The sequence below is a fragment of the Desulfosporosinus youngiae DSM 17734 genome (genome assembly GCF_000244895.1).
GTDB lineage: Bacteria > Bacillota > Desulfitobacteriia > Desulfitobacteriales > Desulfitobacteriaceae > Desulfosporosinus > Desulfosporosinus youngiae.
Genome location: NZ_CM001441.1, coordinates 1,379,745 through 1,396,757 on the forward strand (window position 1 = coordinate 1,379,745; position 17,013 = coordinate 1,396,757).

Here is a 17,013-nt window from a genome sequence, read left to right on the forward strand (position 1 = left end):
ATCCTATTCAATACCAGATTCTCAAAAGTTAGACGCCCTCTTCTGTTCGTTCGTCAATCTATAATACTTATTGAGTTCTTCATCAAGATTCTGGCTTAGTTTAAGGACGAGGGGATCTAGAATACTTCTCCCTTGTCCCACGAAGCGGTGTAATTCTTCCCGTAAATCTTCTATAGTCACAAGTAGGGTTTTTAAATCGTTGTTATAATCCTTCACCTTTCCTCCCCTCCTATGTTTAGAATAGCAAATATTAGGGATCGAAAGTGTGATTCAGATCTCAATTCGGATATAAATAATCGGATTTAATTCGCACTTAAAGGATATGAATTCATTTGCTCAGAAAAAGACCCTAAAAACATGCAGAAGAATCCCCAGACCCGCAAGCAGGGCAAGCTTCGTCCACAGAAGCGAACCCATTGCATGGAGAGGCAGTAAAAGCCCACAAGACGGTGCGGGGACACGGAGCCACGGGTTCACATCAGGTACTACCCTGAGGTTTGGCACGAAAGTGTCCGGTGGACAGTTTCGCCGAAGCGGCTATCTCCAAAGAATACTTATCCGCTGAAGGTAGCTCCCGCACCGGCGAGTGGGGGAGCCTCGGAATGCTGCGGTACACGAAGACACTGTCTTCGCACGAATTAACTAATCTTGCACGGATGTGGGCGAAGCTGCCCGACCCGAGCGACCCCGTTTTCATCCTCTGATGGTGCCGCGGCAGCGGCATGGAGGGCTACCATGAAAAAAGCAGACCCATTAGATACTCTTTATAGTGCCGACACCATGACCGGTCAAAACCTATCCGATTTTTGGCCAATCCCGAACCCCGTTATCCTCAATAATCCCTAAAGTGACATCTGTGACATCTTTAGAGGCCAATAACTGATCCCGAATCTTTAATTTAATGCTGTCAGCCTGAGCCAAGGTCAGGCCTGGACGCAGTTCAATGTAGCTTTCAACATGATAAAACCGTCCTTCTTGAAGAATGCGCATTTTATTGATATCTGTAACTTCAGGCATGGATAAGATGATTTGTGATACTTTGTCTTCAACTTCCTTGGGAGCGGATACGCCGATGAGTCCGACCATGTTGTCATATCCCACTCGAAAGGCTACACCGCCCATCAGAATTCCGATGATAATGGTGGCAATACCATCGAATACTTTGATTGGAGTGAAGCGTGTTGCCAAGATTGCGCCAAGGGCCAGAATTGCCCCGGAGGTGGCAACCAGGTCTTCGTAAAAGACGAGACGGGTGGCCGGAGAGGCCCGGTTTACATTTCTCAGAGCAATCCAGATTAAGTTTAACCCCTTTCCTTCAGCCCGGGTTTCTTTGACAATCTCGCGCATAGCCTTGAGCAAAACATATCCGTCAATAGCCATAGAGGCACCTAAACTGAAAAAGATAAGCCATAGATTCCCGATGGATACCGGATGACGGATTAACTGAATTCCCTCCAGAATCGTTTCATAGGCCATGAGGGTTATGACAATCACAGCGCCCATGCAGAATACATTGATCAGGCGACCGAAGCCGGATGGAAAACGAGAAGTTGGTTTTCGTTCGGACAGAATGCTGCCTATAAAAACAAATAGCTGGTTGACGGCATCCGCACCTGAGTGCATTGCTTCAGCAAACATAGCACCGCTGCCACTTAAGAAAGCAGCAATTCCTTTGAAAATGACCAGGAAGATATTACCCAGTACTGCGTAAAAGGATGAGGCATTCCCTTTTTTAATGAGCTCCAATGTCTTATTCATCTAATTCACACCATTCAAATGCTTTTCGATTATCTTCTCATAAATCCTGAGGGTTTATTCTTCAGGGCGTGTCAGAGAAGAATATGTAAACATACCTTATAATAATCTCATTGATGCATTTGAAAGCGGTGATTAATATTGAAGTTATATCTGGCTTTAGGGGATTCAATAACTGCAGGATATGGTGTAGCAAGCCCTTTTTCCTTTCCGACTATATATGCCAGCTTTCTCAGACGGCATAATCCGGATTTATGCTTGCTTAATTTAGGTGTAAACGGCTTAACAACAAGAGGTTTGCTTAATCAATTAACGTCAAATCCCAGCCTTCGAAAGTCTGTAGCTCAAGCTTGCTTAATTACTCTTACAATCGGCTCTAATGATTTGCTTCGTCTTATTGGCAATCCTAATCAACCCTTTAGACTATCTCAGTTACCCATCATCCAGAGAAGCATGATAAAAACTCTAATGGAAATCGGACAAGAGATTAGGTTTTTAAATCCAGGAGCCATCGTTAAAGTAGCTACAATTTATAATCCCTTGCCGGCGGGGCCCTATGCCCATTACTATCCGCAGGTTCAGGCCATTATCGACAATGCCAATGCCATGATTACCCTCTGGGCAAGACGTTACGGATTTGTCGTTGTCAATTTAGATCGTGAGATAAAAGGCAAAGAAGTGTGGTTTATCAGCAAGGATTATGCCCATCCCAATGCTGCCGGGTATCAGATGATAGCAAAGGCATTCGCTCGATACTAGAGGTTTTAAAAGGGATCTGGGGCGAATCATAGTGAAGAATCCCTGAAACGTTTTACTGAGTAATAGCAATAGAGACTTGCTGAGCCAAAAAGGAGAGCCCCAATCATTAAGGCCAGCAAAAAGCGGCTTGGATTTTCAGCGAGCTGCCAAAAGTCGTGCCCTATCCAAGATTCCCAAAGAATCATGGGGATCTTGCCGATCAAGGAGGCGAGTAAAAACATCGGGAAGGAGATCAGGGATAAACCAGCGGCATAATTAACGGCTGCGGAGGGAAGAATCGGAATAAACCTTGAGATCAGGATAATAGAAAAGCTATTTCCTTCAATAAGAGTACCCCATTTTCCTAATTTCCCGATCTTGGGCTGAGCCCAATCTTGTCCCAGAGTACGAGATAGCCCAAAACCTAAAGAGGCACCTAGTAAACTTCCTGCCAGAGAAAGCAGAAAACCACCAACCCAACCGAAAGCAAGGGTATTAACTCCGGCCATTAAAGCAAAGGGTACTACGGGAAAAAGTGCCAAAAGGGCTATTATAAACAGGTCAACAAAGATACTGATCCATCCCCACTGGGTGACTAAAGCTTGCAAATCAGTGGGATTTTGAAGTTTGGGATAAAGCAAGATAACAACGGTTAGGGAGAAAGCTAACGTAAAGACTGAAAAATATTTTTTGGACAACGGGTCACCTTCCTTAATAAACGGCATGCTTGAAAACGCATGCCGTTCTTTAGTAACGGGCTACTAGTGCTGGTAGGGTTTTGTATCTTTCGTTTTTAATTGAACAAGTTTTCCATGTTCTGAAAGGTGAAGTGATGTATATCTCTCAGAAGGCGGAAGATGGCGTTTGAATTTAAACCGAAACTCCTGGATTGAGGCCATCTTATCGGCAACCATAACCAGAAAGGCCTCCCGGCTTCGGGGCAAGCGGAGGGTTAGCGGCCACATATGGCTTAGAATAATGTCTTTTTCCTTTTCACTTAGGTCAAAACAGCGTTCCGCATTTTGGCAGGCAATACGCGGATGGCGAAAACCATGCCAACGAGACCCGTCCGGACGAAGCTTATGCCAATCATAGAGGAAAAAGTCGTGGAGGAGGGCCCCCCTAGTGACCGCTTGAGTATCCAAATGAACCTTTTTTTCGAGGCGTACCGACCAGTTATAGGCTATTTGGGCGACCCGGAGAGAGTGTTCCAGAGTGGTAAAGGGGCGATGATGCGTATATAAGGCTAATTGTTGATATTCTTCATGATTTAAGATCTCCTCCACATGTTTGGGCAAATTCAATCTGTTTCACCTTCCTAGTCCAGTGAGCGGAAGTTATCCGTGTCTTAGGAATTATAGAATTTTTTACGCTGCTGATTTAAAAAGTGTTCCAGTGCCTCTAGCTTATTATGAAGTAAGGCCATTTTTTCTGTGACAGTATGGCGCATTTTCGGATAAGTATGCAGGAGGCGATAAAAGGGAGAACATTCTGAATGGAACGAAGGAAATTCTAAGCGTTCATAACGCTCTTGGAATACGGATATAAAGCGTTCCAAGCGGTGAAGTAAGAGGCTGGAGTGAATAAGATCCCCAATAACGTATCCAGTTAAGATGAGCGCTGAAATAGAACGAACCGTCGTGGGAATCTGGTATAGTTGAATTTGAACAACCGGGTGTATGATGAGATAGAATATAAGCCCCAGAACTCCCCAGAGCAAGCTGAAGGGAAGAGAGATCCGCCCATGAAGATTAAAGGGAATGGAATGATAGTCCCAAAGTTGTAAGTGAAAAAAACGTTCGAAAAACCAACCCGCTGCATATTCCAGCAAGGTACTTAAAAAGACAAACCAGATAAACAGCCATGGCCAAGTGAGGTTACCTATCAGTCCCGAAGACCAAATTACCAAGGTCGCGAAGAGTCCATAAATCGGCAGGAAGGGGCCGGAGAGAAACCCTGGGTTGACCATTCTGCGTTGGAGGCATGAACGGTATATGGCTTCCATGACCCAGCCGGCAAAAGCGTAAATAGAAAAAGTGAGAATAAAGTTTGTCAGTATAGTCACCCTTTCTTAAGCTTTTTCAAATATTCGCACGGTATACCCATTATACTATAATTTAGCTTAAATTCGTATCAAAGTATATAAATGGAGTCGATCGGAAACGTGCGGGTGTTTCACTGATAATTTAAATGCAAGATATCCTCTATGAGATAATCGATTCCTTTAGCAGGACTGGGGAGTTTCACACCTATAGCTGGTAAGAGAGACATTAGGAAAGCCATAGATAAGAAAATAGAGAATACGATTAATTCACGCCAGTGTTTATTTCTGATCAAGCTTGGAACTTCAAAGAGGATGACTCCAATAAAAGCACACACTAATAAAAATATCATTGCTTTGTTCCTCCGGTTAGAGTTTAAGTAATCGAGTTTACTTTGGCAATTTGCGTAGTTTAGCGACGAGTAAGGATATCAGAGGAATGACATAGTAAAACCACATAGTGAAGACGGGAGTAATATACCTCATAGTGTAGTTTAATTGTATTTTAGATTCGAAGGATATAAAGGCTAAGGCCATGGTAAGCATACCAATCGGCAAAACCAGCGGTTTGTAGGAACGCAGCTTTGTAATCTGAGCTATACTTAACACGATAGCATAATAATAAACACTAGAAATAATAAATAGCAGCAGAATTTGGGCCATAGCCACGAGAACTTCCAGGCGGCTGATAATTTTTCCAATGTTGATCAAGCGTACTGCTTCTAAAGAAGGAGAAGAAACAACGGTACTAAGGGGTCCCAGAGCTGCTATATTTCGGGTTGTACCAATTATTAGTCCAAGCCCTCCTATAATTATTCCCAGGAGGACGGATTTTTTGGTTTGGTTCGGTTTGTTGATAAACGGAATGATCATCATAAAAATGATAACTTCACTGAATGAAACGTGCAGTATAATGTGAGTACTTTGAATCAATTCGCCGAGCGGAACTTCAAGAATCGGTAAGAAATTATTAAAGTCCATATCTTTCAATAAGAGCATAAATGTTAAAATGAGAATAAAGGATGTCATGAAGACACTCCCGATACTCATTCTGGCGATAACCTCGATCCCTTCGCGTACCGCCCAGGCACAGACGAAGGTAAACATGATCATGATTAGGAGCATGGGAGTTTCAGGCATCATATAGGTTAGAATAAAATCCCCGATAAACCAAAGGTATGCGGATAAAGCTGTTACAAATAACCAGAGATATTGCAGGGAAACCAGCTTGCCAAGATAGGGCCCGTAAATAAGATCATGGATCTGAATTAAGGTTTTGCCCGGAAATTTATTAGCAAGCGCAATATAAACGAGAGCAAATAGTAAGCCAATGATTAAGGCAGCTGCCTCGGCCAACCAGGTATCCTGTTTGGAAATGGGATAGGCATAGGATACGGACAAGAGTCCCCCCTGGATAAAAGCTCCAATTAAAAACATCAATTGAGAACTCGATATTTCGCCTTTTTCAAGTTTCATGAAAGGTTATTGCTCCTTTGCTGGTGCTACTGGTCGTCCGATGGAGCCTGATCGCCGTAATTTAGCCTCGGCGACAACCTCTACTTCAAGATCAGGAAAGATTTCATCCCAGCTTTTTTTCAACTCTTGCCACTCCTTAGGATAGTTTCGATGCAGCACATCTCCAAACCCAAAAATATCAGCGTTAAGTTTCTGAGCCTTACTTAAAGCAGATTTGATTTCGGCTTCGATAACCTCAGATTTCAGCCTTTCTAACTCTGAGACGGGGTTAGGAGCTGTCAAATTCTTCATGCCGCATTGACTCGCAATATTTCCTTCTTCCTTAACTTCAATTTTAAAGCAGGGTTTATCATCAATGATTTCTGCGGAGATTTTGCTTTGGGCGCGAATGATTTCTAAACTCACAAAATTTTTCATTTCTGGACAATAGACATCAATAATTCCGCTCTTTATCTCATCAATAGCCCATAACAAGCCGCGGGTTTCTTCTTTGTTCATTTGCCCGATCAATTTATCTTGTTTAAAAACGGCCGTACCTTTCACTGATATTTCCTTTTCTTCACCTTTTCCGAGAATTTCAATGATAGGTGCAATCGGAGCGGTTGTCTCACTCATTAAGCGATTACCAAGCTGATTTAGCCTGACAACGCTGGTCATAGAGTTAGCGGCTTGGGCGTCCATTAGTTCGGCAATTTCCATAGCAGGAACTTTCTCAAGCCTTGGTCTGACATCAAATACATCCCTTGCCTTATCATCAGCGACTAAGATCAAGACCTCAAAGCGGGTTTCCTGATCCCGAAAAAAGAAATCAAGGTAACTGCGAATCCCTTGTTCGGCTAACGAACGGCCAAAGATAATAACTTGATTATGAGGAAAATATAACTTGCGGCTAACTTTATGGGTAAAATCTCTGATGGTTGCAAACATGGTCTCTCCTCTGTTTCTGACATTCGAATAGGCACCGGTACTGCCGCTTTCCCCAGTGCTGCTATCTTCGGGAGCACTCGTTTTCAGCTCGGAGGTTTTTATGATTTGCGCAGTCACTTCTATTTGTTTTTTATCCGTGTTTTCGGACTTATCTATGCCAACACCCAAGACGATCGCCAAGCTTGGCAGTTCGCGGCGATTCCAACATCCTGTGGTGCCTAAGGTAAGAATGATAAAGGTTAGAAGTGTGACGGCTATCTTGTTGAAATACTTCATTAAATAATCCCTATCTTTACTTTATTTTGGCGGGGTATCTTCTTTGGAGGGAGGTCCGGGTTTTAACCGAAACTCCTCACGTTGAGGATCACGCCACCCGATGGTTCTTGGTCGTGTTATCATGGCCCAGAGCGGCGCCCTGATAAAGGTATCTTTTAAGTCAGACACAGTAAGCGGAGCCAAAGGGGATAGATAGGGTGTTCCAAAGGATCTTAAAGATGCCAGATGTATGAAAACACCGATTAGACCGATCATGATGCCAAAACCGCCGGAAAAGCCGGCCAGGAGCGTAAAGATAATTCGCAAGATACCTCCTGAATCTGTTTGCGCAGGAGTTACGAAACTAGCTATGGCTGTCAGGGCCACGACAATAACCATTGGTGCTCCGATCAGCCCTGCCGATACGGCGGATTGTCCAACGACCAAGGCTCCTACGATGCTTACGGCTTGACCGACAGGTCTGGGTAATCTTACGCCGGCCTCCCGCAGGATCTCAAATATAATCCCCATTCCCAGTGCTTCCAGCAGCACGGGAAAAGGTACTCCTTCCTGAGCTGCAGACATGCTGAACAACAAGGCGGTCGGTATCAGTTCCTGATGATACGTCGTTAAGGCTACATAGGTAGCAGGGGCAAGGATACTTATAGCATAGGCAATATAGCGGAACACTCGAATTATGCTTACGAAGTAAGGGCGGGAATAATAATCTTCCGAACTCTGGAAGCTTTCGATAAATAGCATGGGGACTGTGAGCACAAAGGGAGTACCGTCAACCAGAATAGCTGCCCGTCCTTCAAGGATTTTGGCAGCAGCCTTATCAGGTTTTTCCGTATTGGCTACTGTTGAAAATATGGAAAGAGGTGCATCCTCAATATATTGTTCTATCATACCTGACTCGAGGATTGAGTCGGTTTTGATGTCTTTTAGCCTGCGCTTGATTTCTTCAATGAGTAAAGGGTTAGCGATACCTTTGATATAGGCAATACAAATATTTGTCATGGTACGCTCACCGATTTTCATGGACTCTAAGACTAAATCCGGACTTTTGATTTTTCGTCTTATTAAGGTTGTGTTAGTCAGTAAACTTTCGACGAAGCCCTCGCGAGGTCCTCGGACGACGGATTCAGTTCTAGGTTCAGTGACGCTTCGGGCCTTCCAGTCGGCAGTCATAATTATTAAAGCTTCTTCACAGCCATCGACCAACAAAATCGTTTCCCCGGAAAGATATCGATTAATAATTTCCTGGATAGAAGTGGATTTGCCAACTTCTCCTACCGAGAGCATGGTTGCTGTAACTAGTTCTATAAACCTTTGAGTTGAATCAGCCTTATTGGTATTAGGAGGCGGCTTTAACAATAAAGGCTTAAGGATACTTTCATTAATTGTCGTCAGATCCGTCATCCCGTTAAGATAAATCAGTGCAGCATCATGTTCCTGTCCGTGCTCTCCTAAAGTGAAGTTTCGAATGACAAGATCATAGTTATCGCCTAAAAGTCCTTTGAAAATTTCCAGGTTTGTATTGAGACTTGGCGAGAGAGTTTTTGGATGGTTTTGGGAATCGTCAGAAGCGGCTTGGTTTTGTCGGCCGGCGGCATAGCTTTGATTTAGTAACTTCAGATATTTTAACTTGCTGAATATGTAACGAAGCATAACCCCCCTCCCTTTCATGGCACCTTCTTGTTAATATGACCAATGAAGCCGGAAGTTATTTATGATTTATGTCCGGGGATAATTGTCCTAAGTGAAATGTCAGTGAAAGTTCGAAAAAGCGTAGGGTTATGAACATGGTTCATAGCCATACGCTTTTTTATACTATCAGAGTTCTATGCCGTTGTGCGGCACTACTGAAAATAGGTCGCTCGGGTCGGGCAGCTTCTCCCACATCCGTTAACTCAGCACTCCGAGGCTCGCCCACTCGCCGGTGCGGGACTTCGCCAAACCTCCGGGTAGTACCTGATGTGAACCCGTGGCTCCGTTTCCCCGCACCGGCTTGTGGGCTTTTATCGCCTCTCCATGCGATGAGTTCACTCCTGTGGGAGAAGCTGCCTGACTTTGAGGTCTACAGATTCTTTGAATGTTTTTGGGGTGTTTTTTAAAATGATTATTTGGACGAAGGTAGGGCTGTGATAACTAAATAGCGGGATTAGCTGTGATGTCAGGACAGAAAAGGAAAAACCGCTAACAGGCAGATAACTTCGGCAAGTTCGATAAAGGCTCCGTATAGATCTCCTGTTAAGCCTCCTAAAAGCTTGGATATTTTGGAGGCCATGAAGGTTATTAGCAGAGCAGTTACTCCCAGGGCAAGCGGTCCGCCTAAGCCGAGAAGGAAATAGGAAATTCCGCCTATTAATCCTCCGCTGAGAAGAAACGGAATCCAGCCGGATGACTCATGAAATCCTTTGCCCAGCCCTTGAGAGCGGGCGTAGGGGAACCGGATAACCCCGATTTGAAAGACCCAGCGTGAGAGCATAGGCATCACGATGAGGACGGCAAAGGCGGAGGGAGTCAGGCTGGCCAGAAAGGCGAATTTCAGAAGCAGTAAGCCGACGAGAGCCATGGAGGCATGGGCGCCAACCCGGCTGTCCTTCATGATTTCCAAGATTCTTTCCGGGCTGCGGGCGGATAGTAAACCATCCATACTATCCATAAACCCATCGAGATGGATTCCGCCGGTGAGGATTAACTCAGCTGCCAGCAGGAGAGCGCCCAGAACTAAGGGGGGATAATAAGGTACTAAGGCTTGGGCCAGCAGCCAGAGAAGCAGACCTATGACCAGACCTACGAGAGGGTAAAACCGGTAACTTCGGGTAAATTCCTCCGCAGTAACATCTTTGGGGATTGGCAGAGGAATCCGTGTGAAAAAGGTAAGGGCAATCAGAAATCCACGCATCATAGATCGCCCTTGAGCAGAGAAGCAAGCAGCTTCTCGCCGGAGGGTTTAAGTTCTATGGGGTATCCGGCTGCGACCAGATAAACTTGCTCAGCCTTGCGGGCCAGGATCTGATTGCTTCGTCCGGCCAAATCCCGGTAAACCCGGGCCATAGGGTTTTCCGGGACGATTCCTTGTCCTACTTCGTTGGTGACAAAGATTACTTTAGGTTTGATCTCTTGGGCAAGTTGAGCAACCTCTTGAACGTTAGCCAAAATTTGTGGTTCTATATGTTTGTATAGATGAGAGGAGGTTTGAGATTCAGAGGGTGCCTCTTGACCGGGTTGAGCAGATTGATCAGCCTGTCCGGCCAGCAGCATATTTGTAAGCCAGAGTGTGACACAATCAAGGAGGATCACGGCCTCCTCGTCTTTAAGCTGAGTTAAGGTAGCATGGATGTTCAAGGGTTCCTCGATGAGCCGCCAAGTGGAAGGTCGTTGTTCCTGGTGCTTTTTTACACGTATAGCCATTTCGGCATCCCATATTTGAGCGGTAGCAATGTAAATGACTGGACGTTTGGCCTGAGCGGCAAGAAGTTCGGCAAAAGTGCTTTTGCCGCTGCGGGCACCGCCGGTAATGAGTGTGAATTGAGACATTACGTTCATCGACTCCCTAAGTGTAGTGTGAATTATACGGTTTTTTCGGTGACTCCGGCATCAGCGAAGGTAGCCATTTCCTCAAGAATATGAAGCGCGGATTCAACGATGTAAAAGGTGATGGCAGCGCCTGTTCCTTCCCCAAGTCTCATATCAAGATTAAGGATTGGATCAAGACCCAAGCCTGCTAAAGCTTTGCGATGACCTATTTCGACGGAACCATGGGAAGGAATCATATAGGCCATGCTTTTAGGAGCAAGCTTTGCCGCGATCAGTGCGCCGGCTGTTGAGATAAACCCATCAATAATAATCGGAACATGGCTGGCGGCAGCCTGGAGGATTGAACCGGCGATGGCTGCGATTTCTAAGCCCCCTACTTTGGAGAGGACGTCGAGGGCGTCCGTTTTATCGGGTTGATTGACTTCAATTGCTTTTTCTATGGCGCGGCGTTTTCTGATGACTCCGGCGTCATCAATGCCGGTTCCGCGGCCAACCACATCTTCAACGGCGGAATTCGTCAAAATTGAGACAATAGCTGAGCTCGGAGTGGTATTGCCAATCCCCAGTTCTCCTGTGGCAAAGAGATTATAGCCTTCGCGGATTTTTTCTTCAGCGACCTCCGCCCCTGCCAGAAGAGCCTGCAAAGCTTGCCGGCGGGTCATTGCCGGACCTTTAGTCATGTTTTGAGTTCCATTGGCAACCCGTTTATTGATAAGGCTGCCTTCTACGGGAAAGGCAATGCCCACATCGGTTAAAATAACCTCGGCATTGGCCTGGCGGGCGAGAACATTGATGGCAGCGCCGCCATTCATGATATTATAGGCCATCTGAGGGGTTACTTCCTGGGGAAAAGCACTTATTCCTTCTTCGACTACCCCATGATCTCCGGCCATTGTCAGGACAGCTTTCTTGAGAATTTTAGGACCGGAAGTTCGTTGAATGCCGCCAAGCTGCTTGGCCAGCTGTTCTAATTGGCCCAGGCTTCCCTGAGGTTTTGTGAGAGAATCTAAGCGCACCTGGATCTGAGCCATTGCTTCCCCGTCGAGATCTAAAATGGCCGCTGTGAGTTTTTGCAGTCGAGTATAGAGTTGCTCTTCCGTTAAGTTTTCCATGCTGGTTCCTCCTCTTATATAATATCGTAATTTAAAGAATAGAAAAGTCCCGACCACAAAAATAACTGTGGTCGGGACTTTACCGTCATCACCGCCGCTCTCCATACTATGGAAAGACGTTAACATTTTAGGCAGGTCTCCTGGCTAACGAATCATTGCTTAACTCGTCACCTTCCCGGTATAGAAAACCAGTGATGACGAAACTCCTCGTATACAGTGGCGGGTCCGCGTCGGTCTTAGCCGAACTTCCCTATTCTCCCTCAAAAGGGCACCTAAAATGGAAATATTTTTTTACTAAGCATAGCACACCTTTTTTTGAATCTCAAGGAATATTTGAGGGAATTTTAAGAGAATAGTTTGCAACAACATTTTTACAAGCGTGTTTCCTTCGTATATAATGGTAGGTATTAGCAGTATGTATCCAATTTTCTTCGAAGTTCGATTTAGTTTTAAGCTGACGAGTTTAACAGCCAATATTGACGAGTGAATAGGGGGAACAAGTGTGTTAGAAAGCGATATCCTCGTAGCCGGGGCAGATCCGGGATTCGGAGCGATAAAACTGGACACAGGGGATACAAAGATCTTATTTCCCGCAGTGATTTGTAAGGGGAATGAACGAATTTTCTCTACCTTAGGAAATGTCTTGCTTGATAAAGGATCCGACATAGAAACACAGATAGCATCCTTAGACGTTATTGTCAAAGATAATGCCACAGGTGTGGAGAAGCATTATTTTATGGGCAGTTTGGCTGAAAGCTTAAATCCCAATGAAGCTCATTATTGCTGGGATGAAGACAAATCCTCTGATGAAGAGGCTACCGCTTTACTGGTGGTTGCCCTGGCTCTCGCTCAGCAAAACCTAAAGGCAAATGTCTATCTTGGCACAGGTGTTCCGGTTAAATATTATGCCAGTTTAAAGGACAAGTATGAATCAGAGTTAAAGGGATCGTTTTCAGTTGTGTTTCGTTCAGGTCCCATGGCAGGAATGACCCGCCAGCTTAACATACTTCGTTCACGTGTGCTCCCGCAAAGTTATGGTGTCTTTATTAAAGAAACCCTCAATGAATATGGAATACCCACAAATCCCAAATTATTTGGCGGGTATGTCGTGGTTATCGATCCGGGCTTCCGGACGACAGATATTGCCACGTTCTATGATGGTGTTATGCTCGACCCGCCGAATTCGTTTAGTATTGAAAAAGGGTTAAAGTGGGCGTATATAGGGGTTGCTGAAAAGCTCAAAGAATTAACCGGTAACCACGCCAATCCCATTGAAACGGATGACAAAGAACTGGATAAGATTTTCAGAGTCAATGGAGGATTATATCCTTGGAATAATGGCACGATTAATCTTAATCCGATTATGCAAAGCATGCTTAAGCAGTTGGGGACGGACATCACCCGGGAAGTGAAGAAGGCTCTGAAACCGATGCTGGGCAAATTGCACACAGTTCTTGTCGCCGGAAAAGTAGGGGAAATGGTTTATGAGCATATTCAGATGGAAAACAAGACACTGATTAATGATCCGCAGTTTGGTAATGCCACGGGATTCCGGATTATGGCTGCAACCCTGGTCAATAACATTACTAAGAAAGCTAATCCTTCAGCATGATCACCGCTCAGCCCTTGTTTATTCCCCTCTATATAGATGAAGCTGAAGCAGATCTTTGGCTGGCCTTACAACGGATTGAACCGGAGAAGAGAAGTTCTTTTATTATAGAAACCTTGAGACAGGCGCTATTAGGAACTGATAGGGGGGACCTGCCGGAGATTCAAAATGACGGCAATCATGCTAATGGCGAAGCTCAATGTGGAGCTCAAGCTGAAGCTGATGAAGCTCCGGAAGATCCTGTTAAACAAATAGAGATGTTTTCTTTAGAGGATTTGTTTTCTCAGCCGGATATCCCATATGCCAATGAGAAATCTATGCTTGTGCCTGAATACGAAGCGGAACTGCCAATCCGGAACCGGCCCCCTGGTTTTGACTATTTAATGAAGCATATTATCGGAACAGAAGATGATCAAGCGGTTTTAAGGGTTTTAAACCGGAGGGCGGGAAGCGCGGGGCAAAACGAAGATCAGAAACCGGGAAGGTCAGGATACTGAAGGCCGGTCTGGAAGTCAGTGCTCAGAAGAAAAGGTCAGACTATAGAAATAGAACTAAGAGCTGAACGTTAGATACAATATGGTATATAAGGTAAAAAGAGAGAGAAATACCTTTGATATATGTATTAATAGATGTATAATTATTGTCTGGCTTAAGTACAAATAACAATAATAGATAGACATAGACAATTGATTAGGTTTTCGTATATTAAAAAGGAGGAGAATAATCATAGACGGTCTGCTCTGGAGTAGCATAAAGGTTCTAATTGCTTTCTTGTTGGTGGGTTTAAACGGTCTTTTCGTAGCTGCTGAATTTTCGATGGTTAAAGTACGTAAAACCCGTTTGGCAGAACTCGCAGAGAATGGTTCCCGGAGAGCAAAAAGCGCACTTGACGTGACCTCGCAACTCGATGCTTACCTTTCAGCCTGTCAACTGGGGATCACCCTTGCTTCGTTAGGTCTGGGCTGGCTTGGAGAACCGGCGATCGCGAGCCTGATCGAGCCCTTGTTCGCGGGGATAGGCGGCTGGAATCCGATCTACACTCATTCGATTGCCATAGCAATAGCCTTTACGATCATCTCGTTCTTACACATTGTCCTGGGAGAGCTTGTTCCCAAATCATTGGCAATTCAAAATGCCGAGGGCATTGCCCTGGCTTGTGCAGGATTCCTGAAGTTTTTCTATTGGCTGTTATATCCGGTTATTTGGGCTCTTAATAGCATAGCTAATGTCGTGCTGCGCATTTGGGGAATTGAACCGGCCAACGAAGCCGATTTATCTCATAGTGAAGAAGAACTGAGAATGTTGGTCGATGCCAGCCAAAAGCATGGATATCTGGATAAATTAGAAGGAAAGCTTTTAGACAATGTCTTTGAGTTTTCGGACAGGATTGCCAGTGAAGTCATGATTCCGCGCCAGGATATGATATGTATCTTCATACAGGATTCATTTGAGGAAATCCTGGAAATCGTCAAAGAATATGGACATACGCGTTATCTGCTGTGTGATGATGATAAAGATCACGTACTTGGCCTGGTTCATATGCGGGACATTATCCGGCTGCAGGAACAGCCGGGCAGTAAGGATATTAGTCAGATCAAACGAGATATTCTGGCTGTGCCTGAGGGTATGCCGATTTCTCATTTGGTACAAAGAATGCGGAGTCAACGAACCCATATGGCGGTTGTTGTGGATGAGTTTGGGGGATCAGCCGGACTTGTCACCCTTGAAGATATGCTGGAGGAATTAGTCGGAGAAATTTATGATGAATTTGAGATGGAACAACCGCCTGTTCAGAAGCTTGCGGAGAATGAATATGTGTTTAATGGACGTGTTCTTTTGGAAGAAGTATCAGAAATGCTTAACATTCAATTAGAAGAAGAAACAGTCTCTACCATCGGAGGATATGTATTTTCCAGGTTAGGGCGCAAGCCTGTCAAAGGGGATGCCGTTTATTTTGATGGCTTCCATTTTGAGGTTATGGAAGTTATGGGCTTTAGAATTACGAAGGTAATGGTAAAAAACAAAGATCAAGAAGCTGATAATCCCCGTGGGGTGAGTGAAGTACACGAAGCGGTTTGATTGCCTGAATAATTATTACCTGATTAATGAACAATAAAATAAGTAAGAACAATTATGTATGGTTTAAGGATAAAAGGAGGATAAAGAATTATAGACGGACTGTTTTGGAGTGTCATAATGATCCTGATTGCGTTCTTGTTAGTCGGGTTAAATGGATTTTTTGTGGCTGCCGAATTTTCCCTGGTTAAAGTACGGAAGACACGTTTAGCAGAACTTGCGGAGAATGGTTCTTCGAGAGCACAAACTGCCCTTGATGTTACTTCGCACCTGGATGCTTACCTTTCTGCCTGTCAACTGGGGATTACCCTCGCTTCCTTGGGTTTAGGCTGGATTGGTGAACCGGCGATTGCTTCACTCATCGAACCGCTGTTTGCCGGGATAGCCGGTTGGAACTCTATTTACACCCATACTATCTCAATAACTATAGCCTTTTCGATCATCTCATTATTACACATTGTCTTGGGTGAACTTGTTCCTAAGTCACTGGCAATTCAAAAGTCGGAGAGTACGGCACTTGCCACAGCCGGGTTTTTGAAAGCTTTTTACTGGATCTGTTATCCGGTTATTCGGGCACTCAATGGCTTAGCTAATCTTGTCTTGCGTTTGTTAAGAATTGAACCTGCTAACGAGGCTGATCTGTCTCATAGCGAAGAAGAACTGAGAATGTTAGTCGATGCCAGTCAGAAGCACGGCTATTTGGATAAATTAGAGGGTAAACTGTTGGACAACGTCTTTGAATTTTCCGATCGCAATGCCAGCGAAGTCATGGTACCACGGCAAGATATGGTATGTCTCTTCATACAGGACGACTTTGAGGAGATTCTTGAGGTTATTAAGAAGCATGGGCATACGCGTTATCTGCTCTGTGATGATGATAAGGACAATGTGCTTGGCCTGGTCCATATGCGGGATATTATTCGCTTGCAGGAACAATCAGGCGCTAAGGATATTACTCAGATTAAGCGGGATATCCTGGCCGTTCCTGAGGGTATGCCGATTTCTCATCTGGTACAAAGAATGCGGAGTCAACGAACCCATATGGCGGTTGTCGTGGATGAATTCGGAGGATCAGCCGGACTGGTCACCCTTGAAGATATGCTGGAAGAATTAGTCGGAGAAATCTATGATGAATTTGAGATGGAACAGCCGCCTATTCAGCGGCTTGCGGAAAACGAATATGTGCTTAATGGGCGTGTCCTTATGGAAGAAGTTTCTGAAATGCTTGATATTCAATTAGAGGAAGAAACTGTCACCACCATTGGGGGATATGTATTTTCCAGGTTGGGACGCAAGCCTGTCAAAGGGGATGTCATCTATTTTGAGGGGATTCAGTTTGAAGTTATGGAGGTTATGGGATTTAGAATTACTAAAGTAAAGGTTCTGAGAAAGCCCCCCGAACCAAAGGCCAGGGAAGAATCCGGCGAGGATTAAGCCGCTTTCAAGTGAGAGTGGCAACTCGTTCAAGGTTAATTTAA

18 protein-coding genes and 1 riboswitch are annotated in these 17,013 nt (G+C 44.8%); of the genes, 5 read left to right on the forward strand and 13 right to left on the reverse strand.

Annotated elements, in window-relative coordinates; genetic code table 11:
• Positions 1 to 21: 21 nt before the first annotated feature.
• Positions 22 to 216, reverse strand: a complete 195-nt coding sequence (locus DESYODRAFT_RS06600; RefSeq protein WP_007781010.1) for an aspartyl-phosphate phosphatase Spo0E family protein — start codon at positions 214 to 216, stop codon at positions 22 to 24.
• Positions 217 to 795: 579 nt separating this feature from the next.
• The gene (locus tag DESYODRAFT_RS06605; RefSeq protein WP_007781013.1) at positions 796 to 1,758 is read right to left on the reverse strand and encodes a cation diffusion facilitator family transporter; all 963 of its coding nucleotides are present in this window, start codon (positions 1,756 to 1,758) and stop codon (positions 796 to 798) included.
• A gap of 138 nt (positions 1,759 to 1,896) precedes the next feature.
• Here DESYODRAFT_RS06605 and DESYODRAFT_RS06610 point away from each other — a divergent pair, with 138 nt between their 5' ends.
• The gene (locus tag DESYODRAFT_RS06610) at positions 1,897 to 2,514 is read left to right on the forward strand and encodes an SGNH/GDSL hydrolase family protein (RefSeq protein WP_007781016.1); all 618 of its coding nucleotides are present in this window, start codon (positions 1,897 to 1,899) and stop codon (positions 2,512 to 2,514) included.
• 26 nt (positions 2,515 to 2,540) lie between these two features.
• Here DESYODRAFT_RS06610 and DESYODRAFT_RS06615 read toward each other — a convergent pair whose 3' ends face one another.
• The 11 genes from DESYODRAFT_RS06615 to cobT all read right to left on the reverse strand — a co-directional run bounded on the left by DESYODRAFT_RS06615 (position 2,541) and on the right by cobT (position 11,850).
• Positions 2,541 to 3,191, reverse strand: a complete 651-nt coding sequence (locus DESYODRAFT_RS06615) for a TVP38/TMEM64 family protein (protein WP_007781018.1) — start codon at positions 3,189 to 3,191, stop codon at positions 2,541 to 2,543.
• Positions 3,192 to 3,254: 63 nt separating this feature from the next.
• Positions 3,255 to 3,797, reverse strand: coding sequence for an HD domain-containing protein (locus DESYODRAFT_RS06620; protein ID WP_007781020.1), 543 nt, complete (start codon positions 3,795 to 3,797; stop codon positions 3,255 to 3,257).
• A gap of 44 nt (positions 3,798 to 3,841) precedes the next feature.
• On the reverse strand, positions 3,842 to 4,558 hold the full coding sequence (locus DESYODRAFT_RS06625; RefSeq protein WP_007781022.1) for a putative ABC transporter permease: 717 nt from the start codon (positions 4,556 to 4,558) through the stop codon (positions 3,842 to 3,844).
• Positions 4,559 to 4,668: 110 nt separating this feature from the next.
• Positions 4,669 to 4,887, reverse strand: a complete 219-nt coding sequence (locus DESYODRAFT_RS06630; RefSeq protein WP_007781024.1) for a hypothetical protein — start codon at positions 4,885 to 4,887, stop codon at positions 4,669 to 4,671.
• 37 nt (positions 4,888 to 4,924) lie between these two features.
• Positions 4,925 to 6,010 carry a GerAB/ArcD/ProY family transporter gene (locus DESYODRAFT_RS06635; RefSeq protein WP_007781026.1) on the reverse strand — a complete coding sequence of 362 codons (1,086 nt, stop codon included), beginning with the start codon at positions 6,008 to 6,010 and terminating at the stop codon, positions 4,925 to 4,927.
• Between the two features lie 6 nt (positions 6,011 to 6,016).
• Complete coding sequence (locus DESYODRAFT_RS06640; RefSeq protein WP_007781028.1) at positions 6,017 to 7,213, reverse strand: Ger(x)C family spore germination protein; 1,197 nt, start codon at positions 7,211 to 7,213, stop codon at positions 6,017 to 6,019.
• A gap of 21 nt (positions 7,214 to 7,234) precedes the next feature.
• A complete protein-coding gene (locus DESYODRAFT_RS06645) occupies positions 7,235 to 8,863 on the reverse strand; it encodes a spore germination protein (protein WP_007781030.1) in 1,629 nt (542 codons plus the stop codon).
• A 237-nt stretch (positions 8,864 to 9,100) separates the two neighbouring features.
• Positions 9,101 to 9,241, reverse strand: a complete 141-nt coding sequence (locus tag DESYODRAFT_RS27975; protein ID WP_157137122.1) for a hypothetical protein — start codon at positions 9,239 to 9,241, stop codon at positions 9,101 to 9,103.
• Positions 9,242 to 9,368: 127 nt separating this feature from the next.
• A complete protein-coding gene (gene cobS / locus DESYODRAFT_RS06650) occupies positions 9,369 to 10,103 on the reverse strand; it encodes an adenosylcobinamide-GDP ribazoletransferase (RefSeq protein WP_042338295.1) in 735 nt (244 codons plus the stop codon).
• Entirely contained in the window at positions 10,103 to 10,738 is a 636-nt protein-coding gene (cobU, locus tag DESYODRAFT_RS06655) for a bifunctional adenosylcobinamide kinase/adenosylcobinamide-phosphate guanylyltransferase (RefSeq protein WP_007781033.1), read from the reverse strand. Before cobU ends, cobS begins: the two co-directional genes overlap by 1 nt.
• Positions 10,739 to 10,770: 32 nt before the next feature.
• Positions 10,771 to 11,850, reverse strand: a complete 1,080-nt coding sequence (gene cobT / locus DESYODRAFT_RS06660; RefSeq protein WP_042339418.1) for a nicotinate-nucleotide--dimethylbenzimidazole phosphoribosyltransferase — start codon at positions 11,848 to 11,850, stop codon at positions 10,771 to 10,773.
• A 113-nt stretch (positions 11,851 to 11,963) separates the two neighbouring features.
• Positions 11,964 to 12,141, reverse strand: a riboswitch (cobalamin riboswitch).
• Positions 12,142 to 12,352: 211 nt separating this feature from the next.
• Here cobT and DESYODRAFT_RS06665 point away from each other — a divergent pair.
• The 4 genes from DESYODRAFT_RS06665 (at position 12,353) to DESYODRAFT_RS06680 (ending at position 16,969) form a co-directional block, all read left to right on the forward strand.
• Complete coding sequence (locus tag DESYODRAFT_RS06665) at positions 12,353 to 13,462, forward strand: ParM/StbA family protein (RefSeq protein WP_007781037.1); 1,110 nt, start codon at positions 12,353 to 12,355, stop codon at positions 13,460 to 13,462.
• Entirely contained in the window at positions 13,459 to 13,956 is a 498-nt protein-coding gene (locus DESYODRAFT_RS06670) for a hypothetical protein (RefSeq protein ID WP_007781039.1), read from the forward strand. The genes DESYODRAFT_RS06665 and DESYODRAFT_RS06670 overlap by 4 nt, the downstream gene beginning before the upstream one ends.
• A 274-nt stretch (positions 13,957 to 14,230) precedes the next feature.
• The gene (locus tag DESYODRAFT_RS06675) at positions 14,231 to 15,538 is read left to right on the forward strand and encodes a hemolysin family protein (protein ID WP_007781040.1); all 1,308 of its coding nucleotides are present in this window, start codon (positions 14,231 to 14,233) and stop codon (positions 15,536 to 15,538) included.
• 117 nt (positions 15,539 to 15,655) lie between these two features.
• Positions 15,656 to 16,969: a hemolysin family protein gene (locus tag DESYODRAFT_RS06680; protein WP_007781043.1), complete on the forward strand. Its 1,314-nt coding sequence runs from the start codon at positions 15,656 to 15,658 to the stop codon at positions 16,967 to 16,969.
• The last annotated feature ends 44 nt before the right edge of the window (positions 16,970 to 17,013 follow it).

Bases quoted from the DNA above. Each gene is read 5' to 3' on its own strand.
- DESYODRAFT_RS06680 (WP_007781043.1), top strand. From the start codon at position 15,656: ATGATCCTGATTGCGTTCTTGTTAGTCGGGTTAAATGGATTTTTTGTG.
- DESYODRAFT_RS06640 (WP_007781028.1), bottom strand. From the start codon at position 7,213: ATGAAGTATTTCAACAAGATAGCCGTCACACTTCTAACCTTTATCATT.
- DESYODRAFT_RS06635 (WP_007781026.1), bottom strand. From the start codon at position 6,010: ATGAAACTTGAAAAAGGCGAAATATCGAGTTCTCAATTGATGTTTTTA.
- DESYODRAFT_RS06670 (WP_007781039.1), top strand. From the start codon at position 13,459: ATGATCACCGCTCAGCCCTTGTTTATTCCCCTCTATATAGATGAAGCT.
- cobU (WP_007781033.1), bottom strand. From the start codon at position 10,738: ATGTCTCAATTCACACTCATTACCGGCGGTGCCCGCAGCGGCAAAAGC.
- cobS (WP_042338295.1), bottom strand. From the start codon at position 10,103: ATGCGTGGATTTCTGATTGCCCTTACCTTTTTCACACGGATTCCTCTG.
- DESYODRAFT_RS06630 (WP_007781024.1), bottom strand. From the start codon at position 4,887: ATGATATTTTTATTAGTGTGTGCTTTTATTGGAGTCATCCTCTTTGAA.
- cobT (WP_042339418.1), bottom strand. From the start codon at position 11,850: ATGGAAAACTTAACGGAAGAGCAACTCTATACTCGACTGCAAAAACTC.
- DESYODRAFT_RS06645 (WP_007781030.1), bottom strand. From the start codon at position 8,863: ATGCTTCGTTACATATTCAGCAAGTTAAAATATCTGAAGTTACTAAAT.
- DESYODRAFT_RS06605 (WP_007781013.1), bottom strand. From the start codon at position 1,758: ATGAATAAGACATTGGAGCTCATTAAAAAAGGGAATGCCTCATCCTTT.